Raw genomic sequence first — 23,249 nt, forward strand, 5'->3', positions numbered from 1 at the left:
CAACGGCCGTCGCACCGCGGCATGAATGAGGAAGGGACCAATGAAGCTCGCTGCATTTGCCTTCGCGGTCAGTCTGGCGATCATGACGACCACAGCGGTGACGCCGGCCGATGCCCAGATGGGCGGTGGTCATCATCGCCACGGCGATGGCGGCGACCAGAAGGCGGCGGCTAAGACTCCGAAGGTGGACGAGAAGGCATACAACGCTGCGCTCAAGTCGATTCCCGATTCCAAGGAAAAATTCGATCCTTGGGGGAGTCTCGGCGTTTCACCGGCGGCTAAGAAGCCGAAATAGCGTCAGGGAGAAGCGTCCCGTCGCTGAGATCGCGCACCTCCGGCCGCCAATTGCCTCGAGCCGAGCCGCGGCGGCAGAGATCGCGCCGCGCCCCAGCCGGTGTGGCTTGCGAGACAGTCTAGCTATCTGAGCTCTCGTCGAACGCGACGCCGATCCGCTTTTCGGACATCCATACGGAATGGCAGCGGCGCTTGAATCGATTGGTCGCGATCATGAGCATAAACGATGACGGCAAGCCGACTGGACTTGGGACATCGAGGCCGGCGCCGGTCGATGACAAGTTTCGCACGATGCAATCGATGCGGCCGCCGCCGAAGGTGATGGTGCCGCTTTTGAAGACCCTTCGTCGGGGGACTGTCCGTTTATCGATCATGGCACTCGGCCCGTTCCGGTTGATAAGCCCGGAGGGTAGCAAAGCTGAGTTGCAGCCTGATAAATCCGTCAGCGGAGTCGCAGGGGTGTGAATTCAGATTTGGTTTACGACGCGTGTTCACGAAGCAAGCGTCAGCTGGCTTGAAACCGAAAGGATCGGGCGTCTATGCTGGTACGGGCGTGAGTTCGTGAGGCCGGCCATGGCACCATCGTCCTCGGCTTCGGACCGATCTGGGACGAGTGGATGCAATCGCCAAAATCGTGCAAATCGGACCACCGTCGATTATAGGATTGCCCGGACGGAAGATGTTCGACCTTCAAATGATCGAGCGGCCGGTGCCGGAAGGGAGAAGTTTGATGAAGGTTCTACGCGCATCCATGCTGATGGCGGCTCTGTTGTCTGGGCCGGCCTTTGCCCAGGTGCCGCAAATCAACCTGCTTGCCGACGGACCCGGCAAGACGCAGGAAGAGATCGAGAAACAGCAGGCGACCGAAAAAGCCTACAAGGACACGCTGCGGAAGATTCCCGACGCTTCGGTATCCAACGATCCCTGGGGCGGCGTGCGGAACGAAGGCCAGCCCAAAGCCAGCGCCAAAAACAAGACAAAGTCCAGGATAGGCGCGGTAGGCGGGACGGCAAACTAGTGTGGTGGTTCAGAAGGTTCGCTTCATTTTCTCTGCAAGATTCTCAAGCGAGCTTCTGAACCCAACCTCCAGCGCCACGCGCTTTGCGATAGGCTGCAGCCCCTCTGTTGCCCGTAGAAATTACGGCTCTGTGCCGTTTCAACATCCGAGTCTGCCCGGTTCGAACGTGACGCCCCTCCAAACAACAACGTCACCTGAGCGGAATATGATCGCCCGGTGACGTTGTGCCTAGACTGGGCAATGCAATCCCCCAGCTCATTCTCTGTCGTCGCACTGCGCGAAAGGTTCAAGTCGGATTCTGGGAGAAAATGGATGAAACCTGCTGTGCTTTGATCTGACGATGGATGAAAATTACTGCACAGCGGTCCAGATTGCGTAGGGGATTTCCCGGCCGGTCGTCTTGTCGAGCTTCACGCCGACGTCCAGAACGCCGCCGGGAGAGCGGATTTCATAGGCCCAGGTCAGCCCGCCGCTGACGAGATTGATTTCGTCCGTCGTCAGGTCGCGAATGCCAGTGATCGGTTGGGTCATGTCGGTCTCCTGTCGGTGCGGCGGTGAGAGGTTTCCCGCCTTGTCCCGAACAGGTGTAGGGCCCCGCGCGCTGCTGCGGCGTGATCCGGATCACACTGCCATTGCGCCAGGGAGCCTGTGTTTTGATCTCGCCTAAAAATGCGCGGCCCGCCGCCACCGCAGTCGCCGGGCTGTTCCCCCTCATGGCTCGTCAGGGCCGATCCGAAAGTTTTGATTAAGATTCTGCGCCCATTCTACGAAAACTTGTTTTGCGTACCGGGAGAAACGTCATGCTGACCACCGAACCTGGTTTGGCCCGGAATTTCCTCAATATTGCATTCGCCGGCTTCGGCGTGCTCGTCGCAGTGCTGATTGGGGTGGCGCTGAGCTGAAACACCTGCAAGATACTCACGGGCCAGCCTGGGGCAGCAGATAATTGTCCAAGACGCGGCAGCTCAATCGATTGGAGCGACCGACGTGGGTAGCAGCAGCGGCATGGACAAGGGATTGCTGGCCCTGATCCAGAACGTTTTGGGGACGCGCCATAACGCGCCGCAGCCAGAACTGCCTGAAGACGATCCGCCAGCTCCACCGGAATCGCTCGGGGTCGAAACCCAGACAACGCCGGAAGGGGTCGACGGCCCGGCTGCAGAAGCCGCTGCGATATCGCAGGATCAACCGGCGGAGAGCTATGACCGCCGCAAAACCGCGGATGAACTGGCTGGCATCATCCTGAAGGCGCTGCAAACGCTCGATGGCGCGCCGGCCCGTGGATTTGTGGTGACCGTCTACGGCGGAAACCCATGGAACGCGATGCTGACGATCAAGCCGGAGGCCGGACCGATCGCCAATCCAGCTTTGTGGCGCGGGCGCGTCCGGGACATGGCTGCACGGTTACGTCAGGATTTCGACCTGGCGGAGACGTGACGGCTGATCGGAGCAGGGCGGCCCAAAAAGGCGGTGGCGCGTCGTCCGGTTAAGGACGCGACCAATAACCATCAATCGCGTGGGCCAGGAAAATGCTGGCGCTCATAATTCCAAAGACGGCGGTGATCGTTTCCAGCATCGTACTCAATCCTGCTACCCAGCGACTGCCAGCAAAGGCAAATCGCGTTGCACAGTCAAAAGGATTCCGGCTGCGCATCCGACTCCCTTCCGTTCTGATGATTTCAGGCAACACATCGCGAGTGGTTATCCCGCGGGCCACGGGTCAGCCGCACGCAGGCCTCGGGTCGGCCGGTGGCTCCTGTCCGCCGCCGAGGGCCCGTTACGTCGGGCGTGCGGAGGGAAGCTGGCGGCGCAGCTTCGCGGCCTGATCCATCAGCTCCCGCGCGAGGCTGGCATTGTAAAGGCGCGCCTCAGGGTCGGTGGCGAGGTCAGCGATCAACCGGCTCTCGACGCTGCGCGTCTCGAGCTGATCAATGCGGCTTTGCAGATCGTTCACGGCGGCGCTTTCCTTCTTTCCGCGGGCGTGAATGCAAACCGTGTCTGTCTCGCCGGTAACAGCCATGGACAGCACGGCGATGGGTTAACTATGCCGGGGACAGGGGAAAAGTTCTGTCCACTACTGAACAGTGCGGATGCGGCTTTCAGTTCGGACCGTGCTCTGCGAATGCCATTTGCCTGCAGGCCGCGAGGCGTTCCGGCGAGGGCCGCGGGCGCGGCCCTCCGTCCCATCATTTCTTAGTATTGGCCGGAGCAGCTGCCGCCGGTATTGGGCTTCGGCGAGTGACCGTAGCCGAACATGTAGGCATTCTCGCCGGCTTCGGTGATGGCCTTGTTCCATTTCGCCATCAGCGCCATGGCTTCCTCGACCGAGGTGGCGCCCGAAACGCTGTCAGTCTCTGTGGTGTTCAGTTCGCGAATACCGTGGGTCATGCTGCTCTCCTTTATGCGAGCGAAGGGACAATCCGGGGCCGCCCTCGGGGCGGCCTCTGGTCGATCTGCCGAAAGCGACGATCAGACGTAGACGATGACCGGTTTGGGATCGACCGGGATCGTCGGGCCGGTCGAGGGCGGAAACGGAAACAGCGGACCTTTGCCGACATGCAGCGACAGGCCGCCGGCGACGTCGTCGATCTCGCGCGCATTCAACTCGCGCACATCGCGCTCACGATTCTGATTGGTCATGACGTTCTCCTCATCCATCCGGGCTTATCGGGTCTGATAGGTGCCGAGCACCGACCTGGCGAAAACATCCTTCATGTCCCATCCGCCGACCGGCGTGGCGGCGAGTTCGGAGGTTCTCCGGCAGTTCGAACGCACCGCCGGAGACGGCAGTGAGTTCGGCGTCATCGAGAACGCGGATCTGGCCGGCGAGGTCGGTGGTCTTGAACTTGGTCATTGTCGTCTCCTGGATGTCTGCGGAACGGGACCATTCCCGTCGCCTGTGAGACGAGGTTTTATGCGGCTCTCCGTGTGGCTGCCGTGACCTGGGTCACACGGGAAGGGGGCGGGCGGCCCGCAAAAAAGGCGGCCAAACCTGGGGAGCCGATTTCAACATTCGCATCCCTATTCGGCAGCGATTTTTGGGAATGCTGGAATCAAGGTAAGCGCTCAGTTGATCCCCTTGTATCGGGTTAGCATCGAACATGCGAAGAATCCTCCGGTTGTGACGGAGGTTTTGGATGGTGTTAGACGGCAAAAAGGACGTCCATTTGGACGGCTCATCGACTGGAATAGTCAGCCGGCTTGAAGTGCTTGAGGGACCGACGGGGCGGCGCGTACGTTCGGAATCTGAGCGTGCTCGGATCGTTGCCGAGAGTTTATTGCCTGGCGCTCAGGTAGCGGAGGTGGCGCGCAAGCATGGTGCGACGCGCTGGCAGATTTACGACTGGCGCCGACGCTTTCGACAGAGAGGCGGCTTGCCGTCGTGCGACTCTCCGACGACAAGCTTCGCACCGCTGGTTGTGGAAGAGCCGTTAGACGAGCGTCACGTTCCGATGGTCAAGATTGAGATTGCGATCGGTGACATCGTCGTGCGGACGGACGCGGCGATCGGCGAGAAGCAACTATCACAGGTGATCCGCGCGGTGCGGACGTCACGATGATCGCTGCTGGCGCGGAGTTGAAGATTTACATCGCGACGCGGCCTGTCGACTTCCGCTGTGGTCACGATGGGCTTGCGGCGAAGGTGCAGGAGATGCTTGGTCTCGACCCGTTCTGCGGCGCGGCGTTCGTGTTCCGATCGAGGCGAGCGGATCGGATCAAGATTTTGGTCTGGGATCGCACGGGCCTGGTGTTGGTGCACAAGCGGCTCGAAGGCTGCAAGTTCGTGTGGCCGACGATTGCGGATGGCGTGATGCGGGTATCGCCGGCGATGTTTGCGGCCTTGTTTGAAGGTTTGGACTGGAGGCTGGTCCGTCCGGAGGAAGCACGGCGTCCGCAAGCGGCGGGATAACTGCGGCAGAGTGACTCGGGACGCTCTTTGCGCATGGCGAGAACGGCGGCGATGTGCTGGAAATAGCGCATGAACACCGCGGCGCTGCGCGACGAGAACGAACGCCTGAAGGCGCTTTTGGCGCAAACGCAAGCGACGTTGGGCGAGCATCAGGCGGCGCTGGCAACGTCGGAAGAGGCGCGGCGCCGGCTGGAGGTTATCCTCGGAGAACTTCGCCGCGAGAAGTTCGGCGCGAAGTCCGAGAAGCTGCGGCCTGATCAATATCATTTGCCGCTCGAAGACGTCGAGATCGCGCAAGGCGTCCTGGACGCGGCGCAGGAGAACGCGGCGGCGATTATCCAGGGCCGATCGCGCGGCGCATCAGATCAAGCCCGTCATCGCAATCGGGGCTGCCTGCCTGCGCATTTGCCGCGGGTGGAGCGGATCATCGAGCCTGCGAGCACGCTGTGTCCCTGCGGCTGCGGCGCGATGACGAAGATCGGCGAAGACGTCAGCGAGCGTCTCGACGTGATCCCGGCGCAATGGCGCGTGCTGGTCACGCGTCGTCCAAAATATGCTTGCCGCCGCTGCTCGGGCGCGGTCGTTCAGGCGCACGCGCCGGAGCATGTCGTGCCTGGCGGACTGCCGACCGAAGCGGCCATTGCGCAAGTGATCGTCGCCAAGTTCGGCGATCATACGCCGTTTTACCGGCAGGCCGGGATCTACGCGCGACAAGGGATCCGGCTCGACCGGGCGACGCTGGGGAACTGGTCCGGCCGCGCCTGCTTCCATCTCCAGGCTGTTGGGGATCGGATGCGCCGCCAACTGGCGGCGGCGGATCGCCTGTTCATGGACGAGACCACGGCGCCGGTGCTTGCTCCCGGGCGCGGCCAGACGAAGAAAGGCTTCTTCTGGGCTATTGTCTCCGACGACCGCGGCCACAGCGGCCCAAGTCCGCCGATCGTGCTGTTCCGATATGCGTCCGGACGCAGCGGCGCTTTCGCCAGGCAGTTTCTGGACGGCTTTAACGGGCGCTTCCTGCAATGCGACGCATACGAGGGCTATGATCGGCTGACCGGCGTTGCGCGACCGCAAGGCCCCTGGACGCTCGTGCATTGCTGGAGTCATCTGCGTCGGCGCTTCGTCAAGCTGGCGCGCAACAGCAGATCGCCGATCGCCGAAGACGCGGTCCGGCAGATTGCGCTTCTCTATGCCATCGAAGCCACGGTGCGCGGCTCATCGCCGGACATCCGACTGGCCGCGCGCAAGGAGCATTCGCGGCCTGTCGTTGCTGCTTTGAAGCCGTGGTTCGAGAAACAGCTGTCGATGATCTCCAGCAGCTCGACACTCGCCCAGGACATCCGCTACGCGCTCAATCATTGGCCGGGGCTGACCCGCTTCCTCGAAGACGGACGTCTCGAGCTCGACACCAATCCGGTCGAAAACGCCATCCGGCCGGTGTGCCTGACCAGAAAAAATGCGCTATTTGCTGGTCATGAAGTTGGAGCCGAGAATTGGGCTTTGCTGGCGTCGATCGTAGCCACCTGCAAGCTCAACGACGTCAACCCCGTCGCCTACATCGCCGAAACACTCGAGGCAATCATCGCCGGCCATCCTCAAAGCAAAATCGAAGACCTCATGCCCTGGAGATTCCGCAAAACGTCAAGCCCACATCAATGGGGCAGCGGTTGAGCGCTTACGAATCAAGAGCCGCTAGCGGCCTTTCGCGCAAAACTGCGGCGTCTCACAATCGGCCGGACTTTGTCGCCCGAATACCAGCTGGCGCCGGCGGATTGCCAAGGAGTTTGCTGTCCCGTTCAAGACGAGAATCTGAAGGTCGGCCGGTCACCGGCAGCTACTCTATATGCCGAACGATTGGCCGAGAGCCCTTGCCAGTGAAAAACCGGCGCGGGTCAATGTCCCGTGGTTATAATTTTGATCCCACTGGTTGACCACGAACAGCACAATTGCGAGCGCGAAAATCATTTTCATGGAGGTAGGTTGGCACCAGAGTCTTAACATCAAATTAGGACAATCCGGCGTTGGACAGTGACGATCACAAGTCCCCTTCATGATTACGCAGGCGCAAAAAGGCAGAACTGCGGAAAAGGGTTTTGAAGACGATCAGATCGCCAAGATGACCCCCAGAGAAGGCCCATCAGTTGCTCGGTATAATTCCGCCGCGCCGTATTGAAATTAAAGAGGCCGCCCACTGAGGCCGCCCCGGGGCTAACCTTGACCTTGGGTCAATTGCTGCAAGATCTGTTGAAACATTTGGGCGGGATCGTTTTGACCGCCAGACGCTCTTTCGTCGTTTCTGCACACTCCCTCAAGTGCCCCCTTGATGAAGCCGCCGCTCACGGCGTCAAGATCACGGTCAGACAGTTCGCGGATTTCGTTGTTCAACTCGCTCATGTCTCTCTCCTGCTTTTCAAGGAGAGGACCATCCCCTCCGTGGTTAGGAAAGGTAGAACGCGGCACCTGATCTCGCTGTGATGGTCGTCACATATATCAAGGGGACTATCTACGAATAAAAGAGGCCGTCCACTGAGACGGCCTTTCGCTGTGAGTTCCACTGCGCGAAAACTGGCAATAGACTTAGAAACGTTCTAAGCATCTGCGTGCACAAGGCAGGTAGGTGAGGAATTATGTCCTTTGACCCGATGGCCGCTGCGATTGGCTGGCTGGACGCCTATCGCGCAAGCGACCTTGAATCTGTTCTGGAAATGTACGCGGACGATGCCACGGTTGAATGTGCTTGTGGCGGCCTAAAAACAATCGTCGGCAAGGACGCGATCCGCGCTTATTGGGTGCAGCGCCTCAAGGACTATCCCGCATCTGACTTGAATGACCTTCAGTTGTCGATTGAAGGGGCGGTCATCTCATATTCCGCCGGAGATGGGTCTGTCTGTGCGACGCTGGGGTTTAATGCGGACGGTCAGATCAAGCGGTTGCGGTGCGGACCATCCAAGTACTGGTATGTTTAGGCGGCCTTACTCTGGTGGCTTCAGCCCGCCTTTGATCCAGCCAACAGCAGACGACAGGGGATCAGGGATTCCCATAGTGGTCTGCCCCCTGAAAAGTGGTCCTCCCTGAGTTAGGCTATTAGCCGTAGAGAGGACATTGGAATGCCCCAGAAGAAGCACAAGCCGGAAGAGATCGTCGCTAAGCTGCGCCAGGTCGATGTTTTGCTTTCACAAGGCAGATCGGTTGGCGAAGCGGTTCGTTCGATCGGCGTGACGCAGTTCACGTATTACCGGTGGCGCAAGGAGTTTGGTGGCTTGAAGGGCGACCAGGTGAAACGCCTCAAGGAGCTTGAGAAAGAGAACGACCGGCTGCGCAAGGCTGTGTCGGACCTGACGCTGGAGAAGCTGATCCTGAAAGAGGCTGCCTCGGGAAACTTCTTCTCTATTCGGGGCGCATGATGCAAGCTCCTTTTTGCACGTCCACGATGTCAGAGATCATCCTGCGAGGCTCTTGCTTCTCTCCGAGGTCAGCATTTTGCAGCCTCATGATGGGATCAGAGGGAACGGGCGGAGCCATCTAAGCCGCGCGGTCGTAAGTGCGCCGCACGAGTTTCCTCGGTCTCACCCAATCCCGTCGTCCTCGCGGGACGCCTCCTCCAGCATGGAGGAAGTTGAATCGGTTGTCGTTTTCCTCTGTGATTAGGTTGTAGCTGCGCTCCAGCGGAAGTCGGTATCATCCCTCCACATCCGGTGAAGTATGACCGCGAGCTTGCGTGCAACTGCGACCATCGCCTTTTGCATTCCGCGCCGGCGCGCCACTGCAATGCCCCAGGCCTTGAGCGGGTTCCAGCGACCTGGGCCAGTTAATACGACGAGAGCTGCTTCATAAAGGCTGGATCGAAGCATCACATCCCCAGATCGGGAGATGCGACCCGTCCTGGAGATCTCGCCGGACTGATAAATGCGCGGCGTAAGTCCGTAGTGAGCACCCACGCACTTGGATCTTGAGAATCGCGCGGGATTGTCGACGCACGTTCGGAACGTGAGAGCGACGATCGGTCCGACCCCTGGCGCGGACATCAGGCGGCGACAGACCGGATCGACCTGCACCAGATCAAGCAGCATGCGGTGAAGTTTAGCAAACTGAGCTCGTAGAGCTGCTCGTGCCTCTAACAACGAAGCGGCGATGGCAGCAACGAACGAATGATCTGCAACGAGCTCACGGATACGGTCCTCAAATTTGATTTTGCCAACCACACCCACCTTGAGTCCGAAATTACGCAGCGAGCCCCGCAGGTCATTCTCGATGTCATAAATCTTCCGCTGCAGTAATTTGCGAGAGGTCAGCAGAAGTCTTCGATGTTGGCTGGCGGGAGTTTTGACGTGGACTGCCTTGAACAGCCCGACCCGCATCATCTGGGCGATCCCGCGGGCGTCGTTCCGGTCGGTTTTGTTGATGCGTGCCGAGAGCGCTGCATGCATATGCCGGGTCTCGACACAGATCGCCGCAAGGCCAACGTCGACGAGACCGGCATAGATCCACTGGGATAATGGTCCTGCTTCCAATCCGATCCGCTCGAAAGGCTGACCGAACTCGTGCAAGCGACCGGCTATTGCCTCTGGTGCACTATCAACCATCGTCTCGAGAAGGACTCGCCCGTTCGCGTCCAGGACGCAAATAGCGGTCGTCTTCACGGAGATATCGAGGCCAGCAAACAGTGACATGACGGGCTCCTTCGATGTTGAATATCTGGAGCTTCAATCTCGCCTCGCAACGGACGCCTTGGCGAGGGAAACCCCCGAATACCCCATCTGAGCCCCTCCCGCCGTCGCCGCTGCGTCGACCACGTCATGGTGAAGTTCTCCGTCTCGGAGCGCTTTGCCTGCAAGGTTCTCGGCCAGCATCGCTCGACCCAGCGCAAGAAGCCGCAAAGCCGACCGGATGAAGAGGCATTGACGACCGACATCATCCGTCTGGCCTCACGCTACGGCCGCTATGGATATCGCAGGATCACGGCGATGCTGCGGTCCGAGGGTTGGACGGTGAATGCCAAGCGTGTCGAGCGTATCTGGCGGCGGGAGGGGCTGAAGGTTCCCCAAAAGCAACCGAAGAAAGGCCGGCTCTGGCTGAACGACGGATCGTGCGTCCGGCTTCGGCCCGAGCATTCTAACCATGTTTGGTCCTATGACTTCGTCGAGGGCCGGACCCACAATGGCAGGAAGTTCCGCATGCTCAACATCATCGACGAGTTCACCCGAGAATGTCTGGCGATCCGGATTGATCGCAAGCTCAACTCGACCAACGTCATCGACGTCTTGTCGGACCTGTTCATCCTACGCGGCGTGCCCGGCCACGTTCGCTCTGATAACGGGCCGGAGTTCATCGCTAAGGCAGTGCGGGATTGGATTGCAGCTGTCGGCGCGAAGACCGCGTTCATCGAGCCCGGAAGCCCTTGGGAGAACGGCTACTGCGAGAGCTTCAACTCAAAGCTTCGCGACGAACTGCTCAACAGCGAGATCTTCTACAGCCTCGCCGAGGCCAAGGTCATCATCGAGGCATGGCGACGCTACTACAACACCGAGCGACCACACTCATCGCTCGGATATAAACCGCCGGCGCCAGAGGCCATCGCCTGGCCTTCAAAGCCAGCCGGATCGCTTCCGCCGGCAGCGCAAGCAATGGCCGAAAAGCCCATCATGCATTAAGACTGAAAGTGGACCACCTCATAGGGGCAGGCCACTTCAGTTGTCGATTGAAGGGGCGGTCATCTCATATTCCGCCGGAGATGGGTCTGTCTGTGCGACGCTGGGGTTTAATGCGGACGGTCAGATCAAGCGGTTGCGGTGCGGACCATCCAAGTACTGGTATGTTTAGGCGGCCTTACTCTGGTGGCTTCAGCCCGCCTTTGATCCAGCCAACAGCAGACGACAGGGGATCAGGGATTCCCATAGATGATTGCATTTAGCGCACTCGAAAAACTCACGGCGCTAGCTTGGTTTTGTCCCCGCACTTAGGGCATGGCGGACGGTCGACGACATAGCTGCTCGCGCTGGATCAGGCGCAAGCTTTACCGACTTACAGTCACCGATTATTGCCGAGGACGGGGCGGTGATGGTTCAGTCATACCACACGAGCGGCATGAATGGTCTGTCCAAAGTGTACACAACTCAAATCAGGCCACTCCCAAAATCAACTTAGGTCAGGCGGCGAGCCGAAATCGGCCTAAAGCCCTGAAGGATTTAGTTGGGCCCCTGATGCTTAAAGAGGTTTTCAATCTGGAGGAGGGGGCGGTGACCTTGGAATACCCAGTGACGCTCTCCGCTGAGAGCTATCAGGACCTTTCCGATTATCTTGAATTGTTTTTGCGGAAAGCAAAACGTCGCGCCGAAAAAGGTGATGAAGAGGCTGCCCATTGAGGCGGCCTTACTCTTTGATGCACACCATATGGTTCAGCACTTCTTGCACGCCCTTTGCAAAGGCACAGCACTCTTCATGAGAATCGAAAGTGGCTTGGTATTTGCCGTCAAACAATGAGACGGTTCGGCCACCCTGTCGACCGTAACGAAGCGCACCTACGGATTTACCGGTGTCTTCATCGTTGATTGGCTCGCTGCCAACATTTTGGCTGCGGAGGTCCACTAGCGGGATTTTCAGTCGCATATAACCCCCGTAAACTAGGACACTTCTCAAATCAACTTAGGACACTCGGGGTCAAATACGGACAGTACCCTGAAGGCAGATTTATCCCTTGACGCCAAGTAATCCTGAATATAGGCTATCCCTCAATCGCAGGTAGCAAGGGGATAGCGGTCGTGGCCCAATACACCTTCAAACAGTTCCAGACCGAATATCCAAACGATGCCGCTTGCCTCGCCAAACTGATGGAAATCAATTTCGGTGGGACGGAGATCATGTGCCCCGGCTGCAAAAAACGGGCTTCGTTTCATCCAATGACCAAGCGCCGGGCCTATGCCTGCCAAGACTGCGGACACCACGTTTACCCGGCTGCCGGGACCATCTTTCACAAGTCGCGGACCAACCTGACCAAGTGGTTTTTCGCCATGTACCTAATGACCAGCACGCGCCACGGCGTTGCGGCCAAGGAGGTGCAGCGGCAGTTGGGCGTTACCTACAAGTGCGCGTGGCGGATGTGCCATGAGCTTCGCAAGCTGATGGCGTCGGCTGATGACAAGTGGGGTGGCCCATTGGATGGCCATGTCGAGATCGACGAAACCTTCGTCGGCGGCAAGCGTAAAGCCAACGAGCCGGACAACAAGACGGTGGTGTTCGGTATGCTACAGCGCGACGGTCGCTTGCTAGCTGCCCCGATCCCGGATGTTACGACCTACACGGTCGAGGGCATCATTAACGAGAACATTCCGGCAGGAACGATCATCAGTACGGACGAACACAAAGCCTACCATGGCCTTGGCTGGGCCTATGACCACGGCACAGTCAATCATTCCGCGAAAGAATACGTTCGTGGCATCCATCATGTGAACGGGCTGGAAAGCCATTGGTCGCTGTTTAAGCGCGCCATCAAGGGCACTCACGTTCACATTTCAGCAAAGCACTCTTGGAAGTACGTCAGCGAATTTAGCTTCCGCCGGAACATGCGAAAATCGCATTGGGCGATGTTCAATCTTCTTGTGCAGGCTTTCGCGCTGCCGCGCCTACAAGACGCATGAAATCCTCTCGGTGAGTGGGGTTTGCGTCGTTGGCAAGAGGGGCGGGCGGTTCCGCGGCTTCGGGCTTTGCCGCGCCGGGAAACTGGCGGGCATATTCCTTTTCAGCTCGAATTGTTTCCGGCTGACGAAGGTCCTTAAGCGTAGGCATATCTAGCACCTCCATTATGTGCCAAGCGGGAATCACGCACGTCATTCCGCTCATGCCCTCAACATAGCCGCCTTCTACGATTAAGTCCCTCCTGGATTCCGAGAGTTGGGCTGGCCTTTCGTGCAACTCCCATTTTTCGGGAAACTGGCCCCAATGAATACCTAGCAACCTAAAGAGGCCGCGAAACACGACTGATCCTCGGAATGAATCACCAAAGTCAGATCTCATTTGCAGTCGCTCAAACTCATAGCCAAAAAAATCGTTGCCGAGATCGCCTCCCACCGTTCGGTAGACATATACGGGAGAGCCAGAAAAGCCCGTGCGGGAGTGCATATCTGCAACGAAGCTTTCTCCCATGTATCCGGTTGACTGCTTTATCGTTGCCTTTGGATTCGAAAGCATGCTGATGTTTCCGAAGCGGGCGCTTGGAACGTTAACACTCATGCCATCGTGATCGATAAACAGCCCGATCATGAATACATCATCACCGACACCAATATGACCAATGCCCGGTTCGTCTGGGTGGCGTAAAAATTGGTGAGTGGATACTTGAGAGACATCGTGAATCTCATGATCGAGAGCCAGCGGAACGACCGCAATGTCATATTTGCCCGGTAGGAAATGCCAATCCTCGGGACCTAACTCAATAACATCGGTGCCGCCGTCTTTGGTGTTCAGTCTGATTACGGAAAACCCGCGAGAGCACGCGACGTGCCAGTTGGTCACGCCGTAAAAGTGGTTTCCATGGGAGGGCAGGCGTCCCCACGTGCCGTCATAGCGCACGATGAAGCCAGTCCCGCCCGGATTTCGACCGGCTAGAGCGTCATCTCTGCTGCTGTAGAGATAAAAAACTCCACTGATTACAGAATCCGGAATCCGGGGCATGCCGACCTTTACCCATTTGGTCTGGGGCACGCCCGCCGTCGAAAAAAACGGAACGGGAAGCCGATCAAACTCTAAATCGTGCCAGCCAATGGAGTGAAACATGATCTCAACCGCTACTTGGCGTCAAGGGATAAATCTGCCCTGAAGGACAAAAGAACATATTGCGAACTTAGAACAAATGGGGCACATTGGCTCTATCTGATTACCCCCACGGCGCCATTCGTTGTCCCCCCCGCGAATCCCGTTCATAAGGAGCCCGGCCTATGTCCCAAGCTGCCCTGCGTATCGTCGAAGGATCCTCCATGGATAAGTCGAAGGCCCTGTCCGCCGCGCTGTCCCAGATCGAGCGTCAGTTCGGCAAGGGCTCGGTGATGAAGCTTGGCAAGAACGACAAGTCCATGGACGTCGAGGTGATTTCCTCGGGCTCGCTCGGGCTCGACATCGCGCTCGGCGTCGGCGGTCTGCCGAAGGGGCGAGTGGTCGAGATTTACGGCCCGGAATCCTCAGGCAAGACCACGCTGGCGCTGCATTGCGCCGCCGAGGCCCAGAAGAAGGGCGGCATCTGCGCCTTCATCGATGCCGAACATGCGCTCGATCCGGTCTATGCCCGCAAGCTCGGCGTCAATGTCGATGAGTTGTTGATCTCGCAGCCTGATCACGGCGAGCAGGCGCTGGAGATCGCCGATACGCTGGTGCGCTCGGGCGCGGTGGACATACTGATCGTCGATTCGGTGGCGGCGCTGGTGCCGCGCGCCGAGCTCGAGGGCGAGATGGGCGATGCGTTGCCCGGTCTGCAGGCGCGACTGATGAGCCAGGCGCTGCGCAAGCTCACCGCCTCGATCAACAAGTCCAACACCATGGTGATCTTCATCAACCAGATCCGCATGAAGATCGGGGTGATGTACGGCTCGCCGGAGACGACCACCGGTGGCAACGCGCTGAAGTTCTACGCATCCGTCCGGCTGGACATCCGCCGCATCGGCGCGATCAAGGAGCGTGACGAGGTGGTCGGCAACCAGACCCGCGTCAAGGTGGTGAAGAACAAGCTGGCGCCGCCCTTCAAGCAGGTCGAGTTCGACATCATGTACGGCGAGGGCGTCTCCAAGATGGGCGAAATCCTCGATCTCGGCGTGAAAGCGGGAATCGTCGAGAAATCAGGCGCCTGGTTCTCGTATGACAGTCAGCGTCTCGGTCAGGGCCGCGAGAATTCGAAAGCTTTCCTGAAAGCCAATCCCGACATGACCGCGAAGATCGAAGCTGCGATCCGGCAGAACTCGGGTCTGATTGCCGAACAGATACTGGGCGGCAGTCCTGAGCGCGATGCTGACGGCGAAGAGCCGGCGGAGGACTGAGGGCCAGCCGGTCTGGATTCAAGTTTGAAGGTTTGAAGTTTCGAGGTCTGGCCGGGTATTCGACCGGATCGGGTGCGATCCGCGAAGACGGGAATCCTTCGCGGGCGCGTATGTCGCGCCTCTCGGAAGCAAACGGGCGCTGTGGATGTTGAGTTGCCGACATCCACAGTGCCCGGTTTTGTTTTGATCACGCTCGGAGGACATCGTCTCCGCGCGCTTCGGTGACATCGTCCGCTTTCGCAGACGATGACGCCTCATCTTCAGCCAAGGCTCTGGCGTGGATCTTGTTACTCTGCCGCCTGCGCGTAGTCTTCCATGGGCGGGCAGGAACAGACAAGATTGCGGTCGCCGTAGACATTGTCGACACGGCCGACTGGGCACCAGTACTTGTCTGACCGCGGAGTGCCGGCCGGGAAGCAGCCCTCGGCACGGCTATAGGGCCGCGACCAGCTATCGTCGGCGATGTCGTGCACCGTATGCGGCGCGTGGCGCAGCGGCGATGCTTCGACGTTCCAGCGTCCGGTCTCGATCTCCGCAATCTCGTGCCGGATCGCGATCATGGCGTCGCAGAATCGATCCAGCTCCGCCTTCGATTCGGATTCGGTCGGCTCGATCATCAACGTGCCCGGTACCGGAAAACTCATGGTCGGGGCATGGAAGCCGTAGTCGATCAGCCGCTTGGCGATATCGTCCACTGTGACGCCTGTTTTGGCCTTCAGCGCGCGGGGATCGATGATGCATTCATGCGCGACCCGGCCCTTCACGTTGCGGTACAGCACCGGAAAGTGCGGATCGAGCCGTTGCGCGACATAGTTGGCGTTGAGAATCGCAACTTCTGTGGCACGCGTCAGGCCTTCGTCGCCCATCATCAGGATGTAGATGTAGGAGATGGTCAGGATCGAGGCCGAGCCGAACGGCGCCGCCGAGACCGGTCCGACCGCAGACGGCGTTGCGCCGTCGATCGCGGGATGGCCGGGCAGGAAGGGCGCGAGGTGAGCCTTCACGCCGATCGGGCCCATGCCCGGCCCGCCACCGCCATGCGGGATGCAGAAGGTCTTATGCAGGTTGAGATGGCTGACGTCGGCGCCGTAATCGCCGGGCCGCGATAGGCCGACCTGCGCATTCATGTTGGCGCCGTCGAGATAGACCTGCCCGCCGTGCGTATGCACGATGTCGCAGATCTCGCGGATGCGCTCCTCGAACACGCCGTGCGTCGAGGGATAGGTGATCATGATCGCAGCGAGCCGGTCGGCGTGCTGCGCCGCCTTGGTCTTGAGATCGTCGACGTCGACATCGCCGCGCGCATCGCAGGCCACCACCACGACCTCCATGCCGGCCATATTGGCGGAGGCCGGATTGGTGCCGTGCGCGGAGGAGGGGATCAGGCATACCGTGCGATGGCCCTCGCCGCGCGTGGCGTGATAGCCGCGGATCGCCAGAAGCCCGGCATACTCGCCCTGCGCGCCGGAGTTCGGCTGCAGCGAGATCGCATCGTAGCCGGTGATGTCGAGCAGCCATTGTTCGAATTGTTCGAACAGCGCGATATAGCCCTCAGCCTGCTCTTGCGGCGCGAACGGATGCAGGTTTGCGAACGCTGACCACGTCAGCGGAATCATTTCCGTGGTGGCGTTGAGCTTCATCGTGCAGGACCCGAGCGGGATCATCGCACGGTCGAGCGCAAGGTCACGGTCGCTGAGCTTTCGCATGTAGCGCAGCAGCTCCGTTTCGGAACGATGGGCGTGAAACACTGGATGGGTTAGGTAGGATGTCCTGCGCCCAAGCTCGGCAGGCAGCAGATCGGGGGCGTGCTTTTCGACGTCGGCATAAGACAACGCGATGCCGTACGCGCGCCACACCGCTTCGACGGTCTCCGGCATGGTGAACTCGTCGAGCGCGATGCCGAGCGTACGGTCGGCATTGATCCGGAAATTGATGCCCTGGCTGAGTGCGCGGGTGACAATCTCGTCCTGCCGGTCGCCGACGCTCACGGTCAGCGTATCGAAGGCAGCATTGTTGAGCGGCGCAAAACCGAGCCTCGTCAGCCCCGCCGCCAATGTCGCGGTGCGGCGATGCACGGTACGCGCGATCTGCGCCAGCCCCTCGGGGCCATGATAGACCGCGTACATCGAGGCGATCACCGCCAGCAGCACCTGCGCGGTGCAGATGTTGGAGGTGGCTTTCTCGCGGCGGATGTGTTGCTCGCGCGTCTGCAAAGCGAGGCGATAGGCCGGTGCCCCGCGCGAATCCACCGACAGGCCGACGATGCGGCCGGGCAGCAGCCGCTTCAGCGCGTCGCGCACCGCCATATAGGCCGCGTGCGGGCCGCCGTAGCCCATCGGCACGCCGAAGCGTTGCGAGGAGCCGACGGCGATGTCGGCGCCGAGCTCGCCGGGCGAGGCCAGCAGCGTCAGCGCCAGCAGGTCGGCGGCAACGACTGCGAGACCGCCTTTGGCCTTCAGTGTCGCGATTGCGGGACGCAGGTCGCGCACGATGCCTGACGTGCCCGGATATTGCAGCACCGCGCCGAACACGTCCGCCTTGTCGAGGTCGTGCAGCGGATCGCCGGTGACGAGCGTCCAGCCCAGCGGTTCGGCGCGGGTGCGCAGCACCGCCAGCGTCTGCGGATGCACCTCGTGATCGACGAAGAACGCTTTTGTTTTCACCGGCGAAGATCGCTCGGCGAGCGCCATCGCTTCCGCAACCGCCGTCGCTTCGTCGAGCAACGAGGCGTTGGCGACATCGAGGCCGGTGAGGTCGCAGATCATGGTCTGGAAATTGAACAGCGCTTCCAGCCGCCCCTGGCTGATTTCCGCCTGATAGGGCGTATAGGCCGTGTACCATGCCGGATTTTCCAGGATGTTGCGCTGGATCACCGTCGGCAGGATCGTGCCGGAATAGCCTTGTCCGATCAGCGAGGTGAACGTCTCGTTCTGCGCGGCGAGATGTTGCATATGCGCAAGCGCTTCGGTTTCGCTAAAGCCCTGGCAGAGATTGAGCGGCGCTTTCTGTCGGATCGACGGCGGCAGCGCCTCGTCCATCAATGCGGCGAGGGTCTTCGCGCCAACGGTTTCGAGCATCGCGGCGATATCGCGTGACGATGGACCGATATGGCGTCTCGCGAACGTTGTGGCGGGCTCTTCACGGACGGTCATCGAATTGCTCCTCGATCCATTAAGTTAATTGAATGCGTCATGTCTCGTCTTGTGCCGGACACGACAAAAATGCTTACGCCGTGTGCGCCTTGTAGGCGGCTTCGTCCATCAGACCACCGAGCTCGCTCTTGTCTGCGATTCTGAGCTTGAAAATCCAGGCCTTGCCGTCGGCATCGGAATTGACCAGTGCCGGTTCCGTACTGAGCGCGTCGTTTACTTCAAGGACTTCGCCTGTAATCGGCGCGTAGACGTCGGAGGCCGCTTTCACCGACTCTACCACCGCCGCAGCTTCGGCTTTTTTCAACTGACGCCCGACCTTCGGCAGTTCGATGAACACGACGTCGCCGAGCTGCGACTGCGCATAGTCGGTGATGCCGATGGTCGCGGTGTCGCCCTCGATGCGGAGCCATTCGTGATCGGTGGTATACAAAACGGTCATGACAATTCCTCAACGCTTGTAATTGTGTGGAACGAAAGGCATCGCGGCCACTCGCAGCGGCAGCCGCTGGCCGCGCACGTCGGCAAAGACGAGGGCGCCGATGGCGGCATGTGATGTCGGCAGATAGCCCATCGCGATCGGGGCATTGAGGCTCGGTCCGAAGCCGCCCGATGTCACGGCGCCTATCGGATCGGCGGAAGCGGCATCAGCGAACAGCGGCGCGCCTTCGCGCACCGGCGCACGGCCCTCGGGCGTCAGCCCGACACGGCGGCGGGACGCGCCTTGCTCGAATTGGGGGAGGATGATGTCTGTGCCCGGAAAGCCACCGGCACGCACGCCGCCGCTGCGCCGGCTCTTCTGCACCGACCACTCCAGCGCGGCTTCGACCGGTGTCGTCGTTGTGTCGATATCATGACCGTAAAGGCAGAGACCTGCTTCTAGCCGCAGGCTGTCGCGGGCGCCGAGGCCGATCAGCATCACGTCGGGATCATCGAGCAATCCGGACACCAGCGCTTCGGCCTGTGCCGCAGGAATCGAGATCTCGAAACCGTCCTCACCTGTATAGCCGGAACGCGAGACGAAGCAGGCGATGCCGTCAACCTGATGAGGACCAGCCTCCATAAAGCGCATTGCGGGCGCTTCAGGGCAGACCTTCGCCAGCACGGTTGCGGCCTTCGGGCCCTGCAGAGCGACCAGCGCGCGGTCCGCGAGGACGTCGATGGAGCAGGTATCGTTAAGATGCTGGCGCAGATGCGCCTCGTCGGCGGCCTTGCAGGCCCCGTTGACCACCAGAAACAGGTGATCGTCGAAATTGGCCACCATCAGGTCGTCGAGCAGGCCGCCGGCCGCATTGGTGAACTGGGCATAGCGCTGCCGTCCGGGCGCGACCGCCATGATGTCCTGCGGTACCAGCCGTTCCAGCGCAAGCGCGGCGTCCTCGACCTTGCCGGATTTGGGCCACAGCGCGATCTGGCCCATATGCGAGACGTCGAACAGGCCGGCGCTGGTGCGGGTATGGAGATGTTCCTTCAGCACGCCAGGGGCGTACTGCACCGGCATGTCATAGCCAGCGAACGGCACCATCCGGCCGCCGCGCGCCAGATGCAGGGCGTGCAGGGGTGTTCGTTTTAGAACCGGCGTTTCGGAAACGTCCGTTACCATCAGGGGTCCTTGCGGTTAAAAGGGACGATTCCCTGAAAACCCGTCAGAGACCCCATCTGTCGCTGTGCCTGAGAGTATTATCCCGTCGGCGGACCCTGACCGCATACGGTCGAGGGTCTCTTTCCAGATGTAACCAGTCGCGCGGTCCGTTTGCCTGAGAGTTTCCGGGGCGGTTGCTCCTTCGGCGCCGGCCTACTTCCATTCCGGGAAGCGGCCGATCTCTCCCGGCGCGACTTAATAAACAGATATGAGGGAAACACGGCTTCGACAAGGCTGTCAACGCACTGCAGTATCTTTCAACGGATGTTATTCGAACCGGCCAAGCCCCTGATCCTTCTGCAGACTTTCTGGACAGCCCGGCCACCCCCGTCTAAAAGCGGTCGCTGGACAACATGCGACTGCTAACTTGCGCGTATTCTGATCGCAAATCCACTTTTGCGGAATACACGCTCAGGGCCGCGAGCCCTTATTGACGCGATGGAACAAAATGAGCGGCGTTAACGACATCAGGTCGGCGTTTCTGAACTACTTCGCGGCCAACGGCCACCAGATCGTGCCCTCGTCGCCGCTGGTTCCGCGCAACGACCCGACGCTGATGTTCACCAATGCGGGCATGGTGCAGTTCAAGAACGTCTTCACTGGCGTCGAGAAGCGGCCCTATCAGCGCGCCACCACCTCGCAGAAATGCGTGCGCGCCGGCGGCAAGCACAACGACCTCGACAATGTCGGCTACACCGCGCGGCACCACACCTTCTTCGAGATGCTCGGCAACTTCTCGTTCGGCGACTATTTCAAGGATCGCGCGATCGAGCTGGCATGGAAACTGGTGACGGAGGAGTTCGGCCTTCCGAAGGACAGGCTGACCGCCACCGTCTACATCGACGACGACGAGGCATTCGACCTCTGGAAGAAGATCGCGGGACTCCCGGAATCGCGCATCATCCGCATATCCGGCGCGGACAATTTCTGGCAGATGGGCGATACCGGTCCTTGCGGTCCGTGTTCGGAGATCTTCTACGATCACGGCGACAAAATTCCTGGCGGGCCTCCGGGATCGCCGGACGAGGATGGCGACCGATTCGTCGAGATTTGGAATCTCGTCTTCATGCAATACGAGAAGCTGCCGGACGGCAGCCGTCTCAATTTGCCGAAGCCATCGATCGACACCGGGGCGGGCCTCGAACGCGTTGCCGCAGTGCTTCAAGGCAAGCACGACAATTACGACATCGACCTGTTCGTCGCGCTGATCCGCGCCGCGGCCGATCTGACCGGGGCCGATCCGCACGGCCCGATGAAGGCGTCGCTGCGCGTAATCGCCGATCACTTGCGCGCATCCTCGTTCCTGATCGCCGACGGCGTGCTGCCGTCGAATGAAGGCCGCGGCTATGTGCTGCGCCGGATCATGCGGCGCGCGATGCGCCACGCCCAGTTGCTCGGCGCGAGGGAGCCGTTGATGTGGCGGCTGGTGGGTGTGCTGGTTCGCGAGATGGGCGAGGCCTTTCCCGAGTTGCAGCGCGCGCGGCTGCTGATCGAGGAAACGCTGCGGCTCGAGGAGACGCGCTTCCGCAAGACGCTGGAGCGCGGGCTCTCCATTCTGGACGAGAGGAGCGCGTCGCTGAAGAAAGGCGACATGTTCGACGGCGAGACCGCGTTCACGCTGTATGACACCTATGGCTTCCCGCTCGACCTGACGCAGGACGCGTTGCGTGCGCGCGGCATCGGCGTGGACCTCGCGTCATTCACCGATGCGATGGAACAGCAGAAGGCCAAGGCACGGGCGTCATGGTCGGGCTCGGGCGAGGCTGCGACTGAGACGATCTGGTTTCCGTTGCGCGAGAAACTCGGCGCCACCGAATTTCTCGGCTACGAGACCGAGATCGCGGAAGGCGTCGTCGCTTCGCTCGTGAAGGACGGCAAGGAAGCCGACAGCCTCAAGGCCGGCGAGAGCGGGGCTATCATTTTGAACCAGACGCCGTTCTACGGCGAGTCCGGCGGTCAGGTCGGCGATACCGGCGTTCTGACCGGCGATGGCGTGCGCGTCCGCATCACCGACACGCAGAAGAAGGCGGGAGATCTGTTCGTTCATCTCGGCACGGTCGATCAGGGCACACTCAAGCCCGGCATGGCGCTGGCGCTCGAGGTCGATCACGGCAGGCGCAGTGCGATCCGCGCCAACCATTCCGCGACCCATTTGCTGCACGAAGCGTTGCGACAGGTGCTCGGCGATCACATCGCGCAGCGCGGCTCGCTGGTTGCACCCGAGCGGCTGCGGTTCGATTTTGTCCACAACAAGCCGATCAGCGCAGACGAGTTGCGCCGCATCGAGGACATCGCCAACGACGTCGTACTCGAGAATGCCGAGGTGACCACGCGGCTGATGGCGGTGGACGACGCGCGCGAGGCGGGTGCACGGGCGCTGTTCGGCGAAAAGTACGGCGACGAGGTGCGCGTGGTGTCCATGGGCGGCACGAGACGGCAGGGCGCGGCGAGCAATGCGCTTGGCTGGTCGGTCGAACTCTGCGGTGGCACCCATGTGAATCGCACGGGCGATATCGGCCTGATCTCGGTGACCGGCGAAAGCGCGGTCGCGTCGGGCGTGCGCCGGATCGAGGCGCTGACTGGACATCATGCGCGCCATCACGCTAACAACGCCATCCAGCTTGCGAAAACCGCCGCCGGTGAGTTGCGCACCACGCTCGACGACATGCCGGCGCGGATTACCGCGCTGATGGACGAGCGCAAGAAGCTCGAGCGCGAATTGTCCGAGGCGCGCAAGAAACTTGCCATGGGCGTCGGCACAGCCTCAGGCAGTGCTGCCGCGAGCGCCGGAGGTGAAGGTGTGCGCGATGTCGGCGGCATCAAGCTGATGGCGCGTTCCGTTGAAGGCATCGAGATCAAGGATCTCAAGAGCCTCGCCGATCAGGGCAAGAAGCAGCTCGGCTCGGGCGTTGTTGCGCTGGTCGCGACCAGCGAGGACGGCAAGGCGAGCGTGGTCGTCGGCGTGACGCCCGATCTGGTCGCGCGCTTCTCAGCAGTGGATCTGGTGCGCAAGGCGTCCGAAGTGCTCGGCGGCAAAGGCGGCGGCGGCAAGCCGGATATGGCGCAGGCCGGCGGGCCCGATGGCGCCAAAGCTAGCGCCGCGCTCGACGCTATTGCAGCGGCAATGGGCGCATAATCCGGTTCCGGTCCGAGGGTGTTCGGATCGGTGCGGCGATGGGTAGCCGATAACCGTGTGGCATCCTGCTTGCCTATGCAA

At 60.6% G+C, this 23,249-nt stretch carries 25 protein-coding genes, 2 pseudogenes and 1 riboswitch; of the genes and pseudogenes, 13 read left to right on the forward strand and 14 right to left on the reverse strand.

From position 1 onward, the window contains the following. Positions 1–40: 40 nt before the first annotated feature. Positions 41–295 carry a hypothetical protein gene (locus ACSZOQ_RS05260; protein WP_439924961.1) on the forward strand — a complete coding sequence of 85 codons (255 nt, stop codon included), beginning with the start codon at positions 41–43 and terminating at the stop codon, positions 293–295. Positions 296–413: 118 nt separating this feature from the next. Here ACSZOQ_RS05260 and ACSZOQ_RS05265 read toward each other — a convergent pair whose 3' ends face one another. Further along, positions 414–668, reverse strand: a complete 255-nt coding sequence (locus tag ACSZOQ_RS05265) for a PilZ domain-containing protein (protein WP_439924962.1) — start codon at positions 666–668, stop codon at positions 414–416. Between the two features lie 320 nt (positions 669–988). On the opposite strand from ACSZOQ_RS05265, the gene ACSZOQ_RS05270 reads away from it, so the two are divergent. Next, positions 989–1,312: a hypothetical protein gene (locus ACSZOQ_RS05270; protein ID WP_439924963.1), complete on the forward strand. Its 324-nt coding sequence runs from the start codon at positions 989–991 to the stop codon at positions 1,310–1,312. 351 nt (positions 1,313–1,663) lie between these two features. Here the strand turns inward: ACSZOQ_RS05270 and ACSZOQ_RS05275 are convergent, their stop codons facing one another. Continuing rightward, the gene (locus ACSZOQ_RS05275; protein WP_439924964.1) at positions 1,664–1,843 is read right to left on the reverse strand and encodes a hypothetical protein; all 180 of its coding nucleotides are present in this window, start codon (positions 1,841–1,843) and stop codon (positions 1,664–1,666) included. Positions 1,844–2,299: 456 nt separating this feature from the next. Here ACSZOQ_RS05275 and ACSZOQ_RS05280 point away from each other — a divergent pair, with 456 nt between their 5' ends. After that, positions 2,300–2,749 (forward strand): hypothetical protein, encoded by a 450-nt coding sequence (locus ACSZOQ_RS05280; protein ID WP_439924965.1) that lies wholly within the window; start codon positions 2,300–2,302, stop codon positions 2,747–2,749. Between the two features lie 49 nt (positions 2,750–2,798). On the opposite strand, the gene ACSZOQ_RS05285 is transcribed toward ACSZOQ_RS05280, so the two are convergent. From ACSZOQ_RS05285 to ACSZOQ_RS05305, 5 genes are all read right to left on the reverse strand, one after another. Then, entirely contained in the window at positions 2,799–2,966 is a 168-nt protein-coding gene (locus ACSZOQ_RS05285; RefSeq protein ID WP_439924966.1) for a hypothetical protein, read from the reverse strand. Positions 2,967–3,089: 123 nt separating this feature from the next. Continuing rightward, entirely contained in the window at positions 3,090–3,332 is a 243-nt protein-coding gene (locus ACSZOQ_RS05290) for a hypothetical protein (protein ID WP_439924967.1), read from the reverse strand. A gap of 173 nt (positions 3,333–3,505) precedes the next feature. Continuing rightward, a complete protein-coding gene (locus ACSZOQ_RS05295) occupies positions 3,506–3,700 on the reverse strand; it encodes a hypothetical protein (protein ID WP_439924968.1) in 195 nt (64 codons plus the stop codon). An 81-nt stretch (positions 3,701–3,781) separates the two neighbouring features. Then, the gene (locus ACSZOQ_RS05300; protein WP_439924969.1) at positions 3,782–3,952 is read right to left on the reverse strand and encodes a hypothetical protein; all 171 of its coding nucleotides are present in this window, start codon (positions 3,950–3,952) and stop codon (positions 3,782–3,784) included. Positions 3,953–3,962: 10 nt separating this feature from the next. Then, positions 3,963–4,166 (reverse strand): hypothetical protein, encoded by a 204-nt coding sequence (locus ACSZOQ_RS05305; RefSeq protein WP_439924970.1) that lies wholly within the window; start codon positions 4,164–4,166, stop codon positions 3,963–3,965. A gap of 283 nt (positions 4,167–4,449) precedes the next feature. On the opposite strand from ACSZOQ_RS05305, the gene ACSZOQ_RS05310 reads away from it, so the two are divergent. From ACSZOQ_RS05310 to tnpC, 3 genes are all read left to right on the forward strand, one after another. Further along, the gene (locus ACSZOQ_RS05310; protein WP_439923187.1) at positions 4,450–4,872 is read left to right on the forward strand and encodes a transposase; all 423 of its coding nucleotides are present in this window, start codon (positions 4,450–4,452) and stop codon (positions 4,870–4,872) included. Further along, positions 4,869–5,222: an IS66 family insertion sequence element accessory protein TnpB gene (gene tnpB, locus ACSZOQ_RS05315; protein ID WP_439923186.1), complete on the forward strand. Its 354-nt coding sequence runs from the start codon at positions 4,869–4,871 to the stop codon at positions 5,220–5,222. Before ACSZOQ_RS05310 ends, tnpB begins: the two co-directional genes overlap by 4 nt. Before the next feature lie 69 nt (positions 5,223–5,291). Further along, entirely contained in the window at positions 5,292–6,893 is a 1,602-nt protein-coding gene (tnpC, locus tag ACSZOQ_RS05320) for an IS66 family transposase (RefSeq protein ID WP_439922718.1), read from the forward strand. 537 nt (positions 6,894–7,430) lie between these two features. Here tnpC and ACSZOQ_RS05325 read toward each other — a convergent pair. Further along, the gene (locus ACSZOQ_RS05325) at positions 7,431–7,616 is read right to left on the reverse strand and encodes a hypothetical protein (protein WP_439924971.1); all 186 of its coding nucleotides are present in this window, start codon (positions 7,614–7,616) and stop codon (positions 7,431–7,433) included. A 248-nt stretch (positions 7,617–7,864) separates the two neighbouring features. Here ACSZOQ_RS05325 and ACSZOQ_RS05330 point away from each other — a divergent pair, with 248 nt between their 5' ends. Together ACSZOQ_RS05330 and ACSZOQ_RS05335 are read left to right on the forward strand one after the other, a co-directional pair. Next, a complete protein-coding gene (locus ACSZOQ_RS05330) occupies positions 7,865–8,188 on the forward strand; it encodes a nuclear transport factor 2 family protein (protein ID WP_439924972.1) in 324 nt (107 codons plus the stop codon). A 141-nt stretch (positions 8,189–8,329) separates the two neighbouring features. Then, positions 8,330–8,611, forward strand: a pseudogene (locus ACSZOQ_RS05335) (transposase); the annotation flags it as partial. A gap of 255 nt (positions 8,612–8,866) precedes the next feature. On the opposite strand, the gene ACSZOQ_RS05340 reads toward ACSZOQ_RS05335, so the two are convergent. After that, complete coding sequence (locus tag ACSZOQ_RS05340; RefSeq protein WP_439922717.1) at positions 8,867–9,892, reverse strand: IS110 family transposase; 1,026 nt, start codon at positions 9,890–9,892, stop codon at positions 8,867–8,869. Between the two features lie 87 nt (positions 9,893–9,979). On the opposite strand from ACSZOQ_RS05340, the pseudogene ACSZOQ_RS05345 reads away from it, so the two are divergent. Together ACSZOQ_RS05345 and ACSZOQ_RS05350 are read left to right on the forward strand one after the other, a co-directional pair. Beyond that, a pseudogene (locus tag ACSZOQ_RS05345) lies at positions 9,980–10,873 on the forward strand (IS3 family transposase); the annotation flags it as partial. A 549-nt stretch (positions 10,874–11,422) separates the two neighbouring features. Then, positions 11,423–11,584 (forward strand): hypothetical protein, encoded by a 162-nt coding sequence (locus tag ACSZOQ_RS05350; protein WP_439924973.1) that lies wholly within the window; start codon positions 11,423–11,425, stop codon positions 11,582–11,584. 7 nt (positions 11,585–11,591) lie between these two features. Here the strand turns inward: ACSZOQ_RS05350 and ACSZOQ_RS05355 are convergent, their stop codons facing one another. Then, a complete protein-coding gene (locus ACSZOQ_RS05355) occupies positions 11,592–11,828 on the reverse strand; it encodes a hypothetical protein (RefSeq protein WP_439924974.1) in 237 nt (78 codons plus the stop codon). A gap of 152 nt (positions 11,829–11,980) precedes the next feature. Between ACSZOQ_RS05355 and ACSZOQ_RS05360 the strand changes: the two genes are divergently transcribed. Next, positions 11,981–12,856, forward strand: a complete 876-nt coding sequence (locus ACSZOQ_RS05360; protein WP_439924975.1) for an IS1595 family transposase — start codon at positions 11,981–11,983, stop codon at positions 12,854–12,856. Here ACSZOQ_RS05360 and ACSZOQ_RS05365 read toward each other — a convergent pair. Next, positions 12,807–13,991 (reverse strand): hypothetical protein, encoded by a 1,185-nt coding sequence (locus tag ACSZOQ_RS05365; RefSeq protein ID WP_439924976.1) that lies wholly within the window; start codon positions 13,989–13,991, stop codon positions 12,807–12,809. The genes ACSZOQ_RS05360 and ACSZOQ_RS05365 overlap by 50 nt on opposite strands. A gap of 161 nt (positions 13,992–14,152) precedes the next feature. On the opposite strand from ACSZOQ_RS05365, the gene recA reads away from it, so the two are divergent. Continuing rightward, a complete protein-coding gene (recA, locus tag ACSZOQ_RS05370; protein ID WP_439924977.1) occupies positions 14,153–15,241 on the forward strand; it encodes a recombinase RecA in 1,089 nt (362 codons plus the stop codon). A gap of 287 nt (positions 15,242–15,528) precedes the next feature. On the opposite strand, the gene gcvP is transcribed toward recA, so the two are convergent. The 3 genes from gcvP to gcvT all read right to left on the reverse strand — a co-directional run bounded on the left by gcvP (position 15,529) and on the right by gcvT (position 19,993). Continuing rightward, entirely contained in the window at positions 15,529–18,393 is a 2,865-nt protein-coding gene (gene gcvP / locus ACSZOQ_RS05375) for an aminomethyl-transferring glycine dehydrogenase (protein WP_439924978.1), read from the reverse strand. A gap of 73 nt (positions 18,394–18,466) precedes the next feature. Beyond that, on the reverse strand, positions 18,467–18,832 hold the full coding sequence (gcvH, locus tag ACSZOQ_RS05380) for a glycine cleavage system protein GcvH (RefSeq protein ID WP_439924979.1): 366 nt from the start codon (positions 18,830–18,832) through the stop codon (positions 18,467–18,469). A 9-nt stretch (positions 18,833–18,841) separates the two neighbouring features. Then, positions 18,842–19,993 carry a glycine cleavage system aminomethyltransferase GcvT gene (gene gcvT / locus ACSZOQ_RS05385; protein WP_439924980.1) on the reverse strand — a complete coding sequence of 384 codons (1,152 nt, stop codon included), beginning with the start codon at positions 19,991–19,993 and terminating at the stop codon, positions 18,842–18,844. Between the two features lie 132 nt (positions 19,994–20,125). After that, positions 20,126–20,231: riboswitch (glycine riboswitch) on the reverse strand. 249 nt (positions 20,232–20,480) lie between these two features. Here gcvT and alaS point away from each other — a divergent pair. Continuing rightward, positions 20,481–23,168, forward strand: coding sequence for an alanine--tRNA ligase (gene alaS, locus ACSZOQ_RS05390; protein WP_439924981.1), 2,688 nt, complete (start codon positions 20,481–20,483; stop codon positions 23,166–23,168). Positions 23,169–23,249: the final 81 nt, after the last annotated feature.

Source organism: Nitrobacter sp. JJSN (assembly GCF_051912485.1).
Classification (GTDB): Bacteria; Pseudomonadota; Alphaproteobacteria; order Rhizobiales; family Xanthobacteraceae; genus Nitrobacter.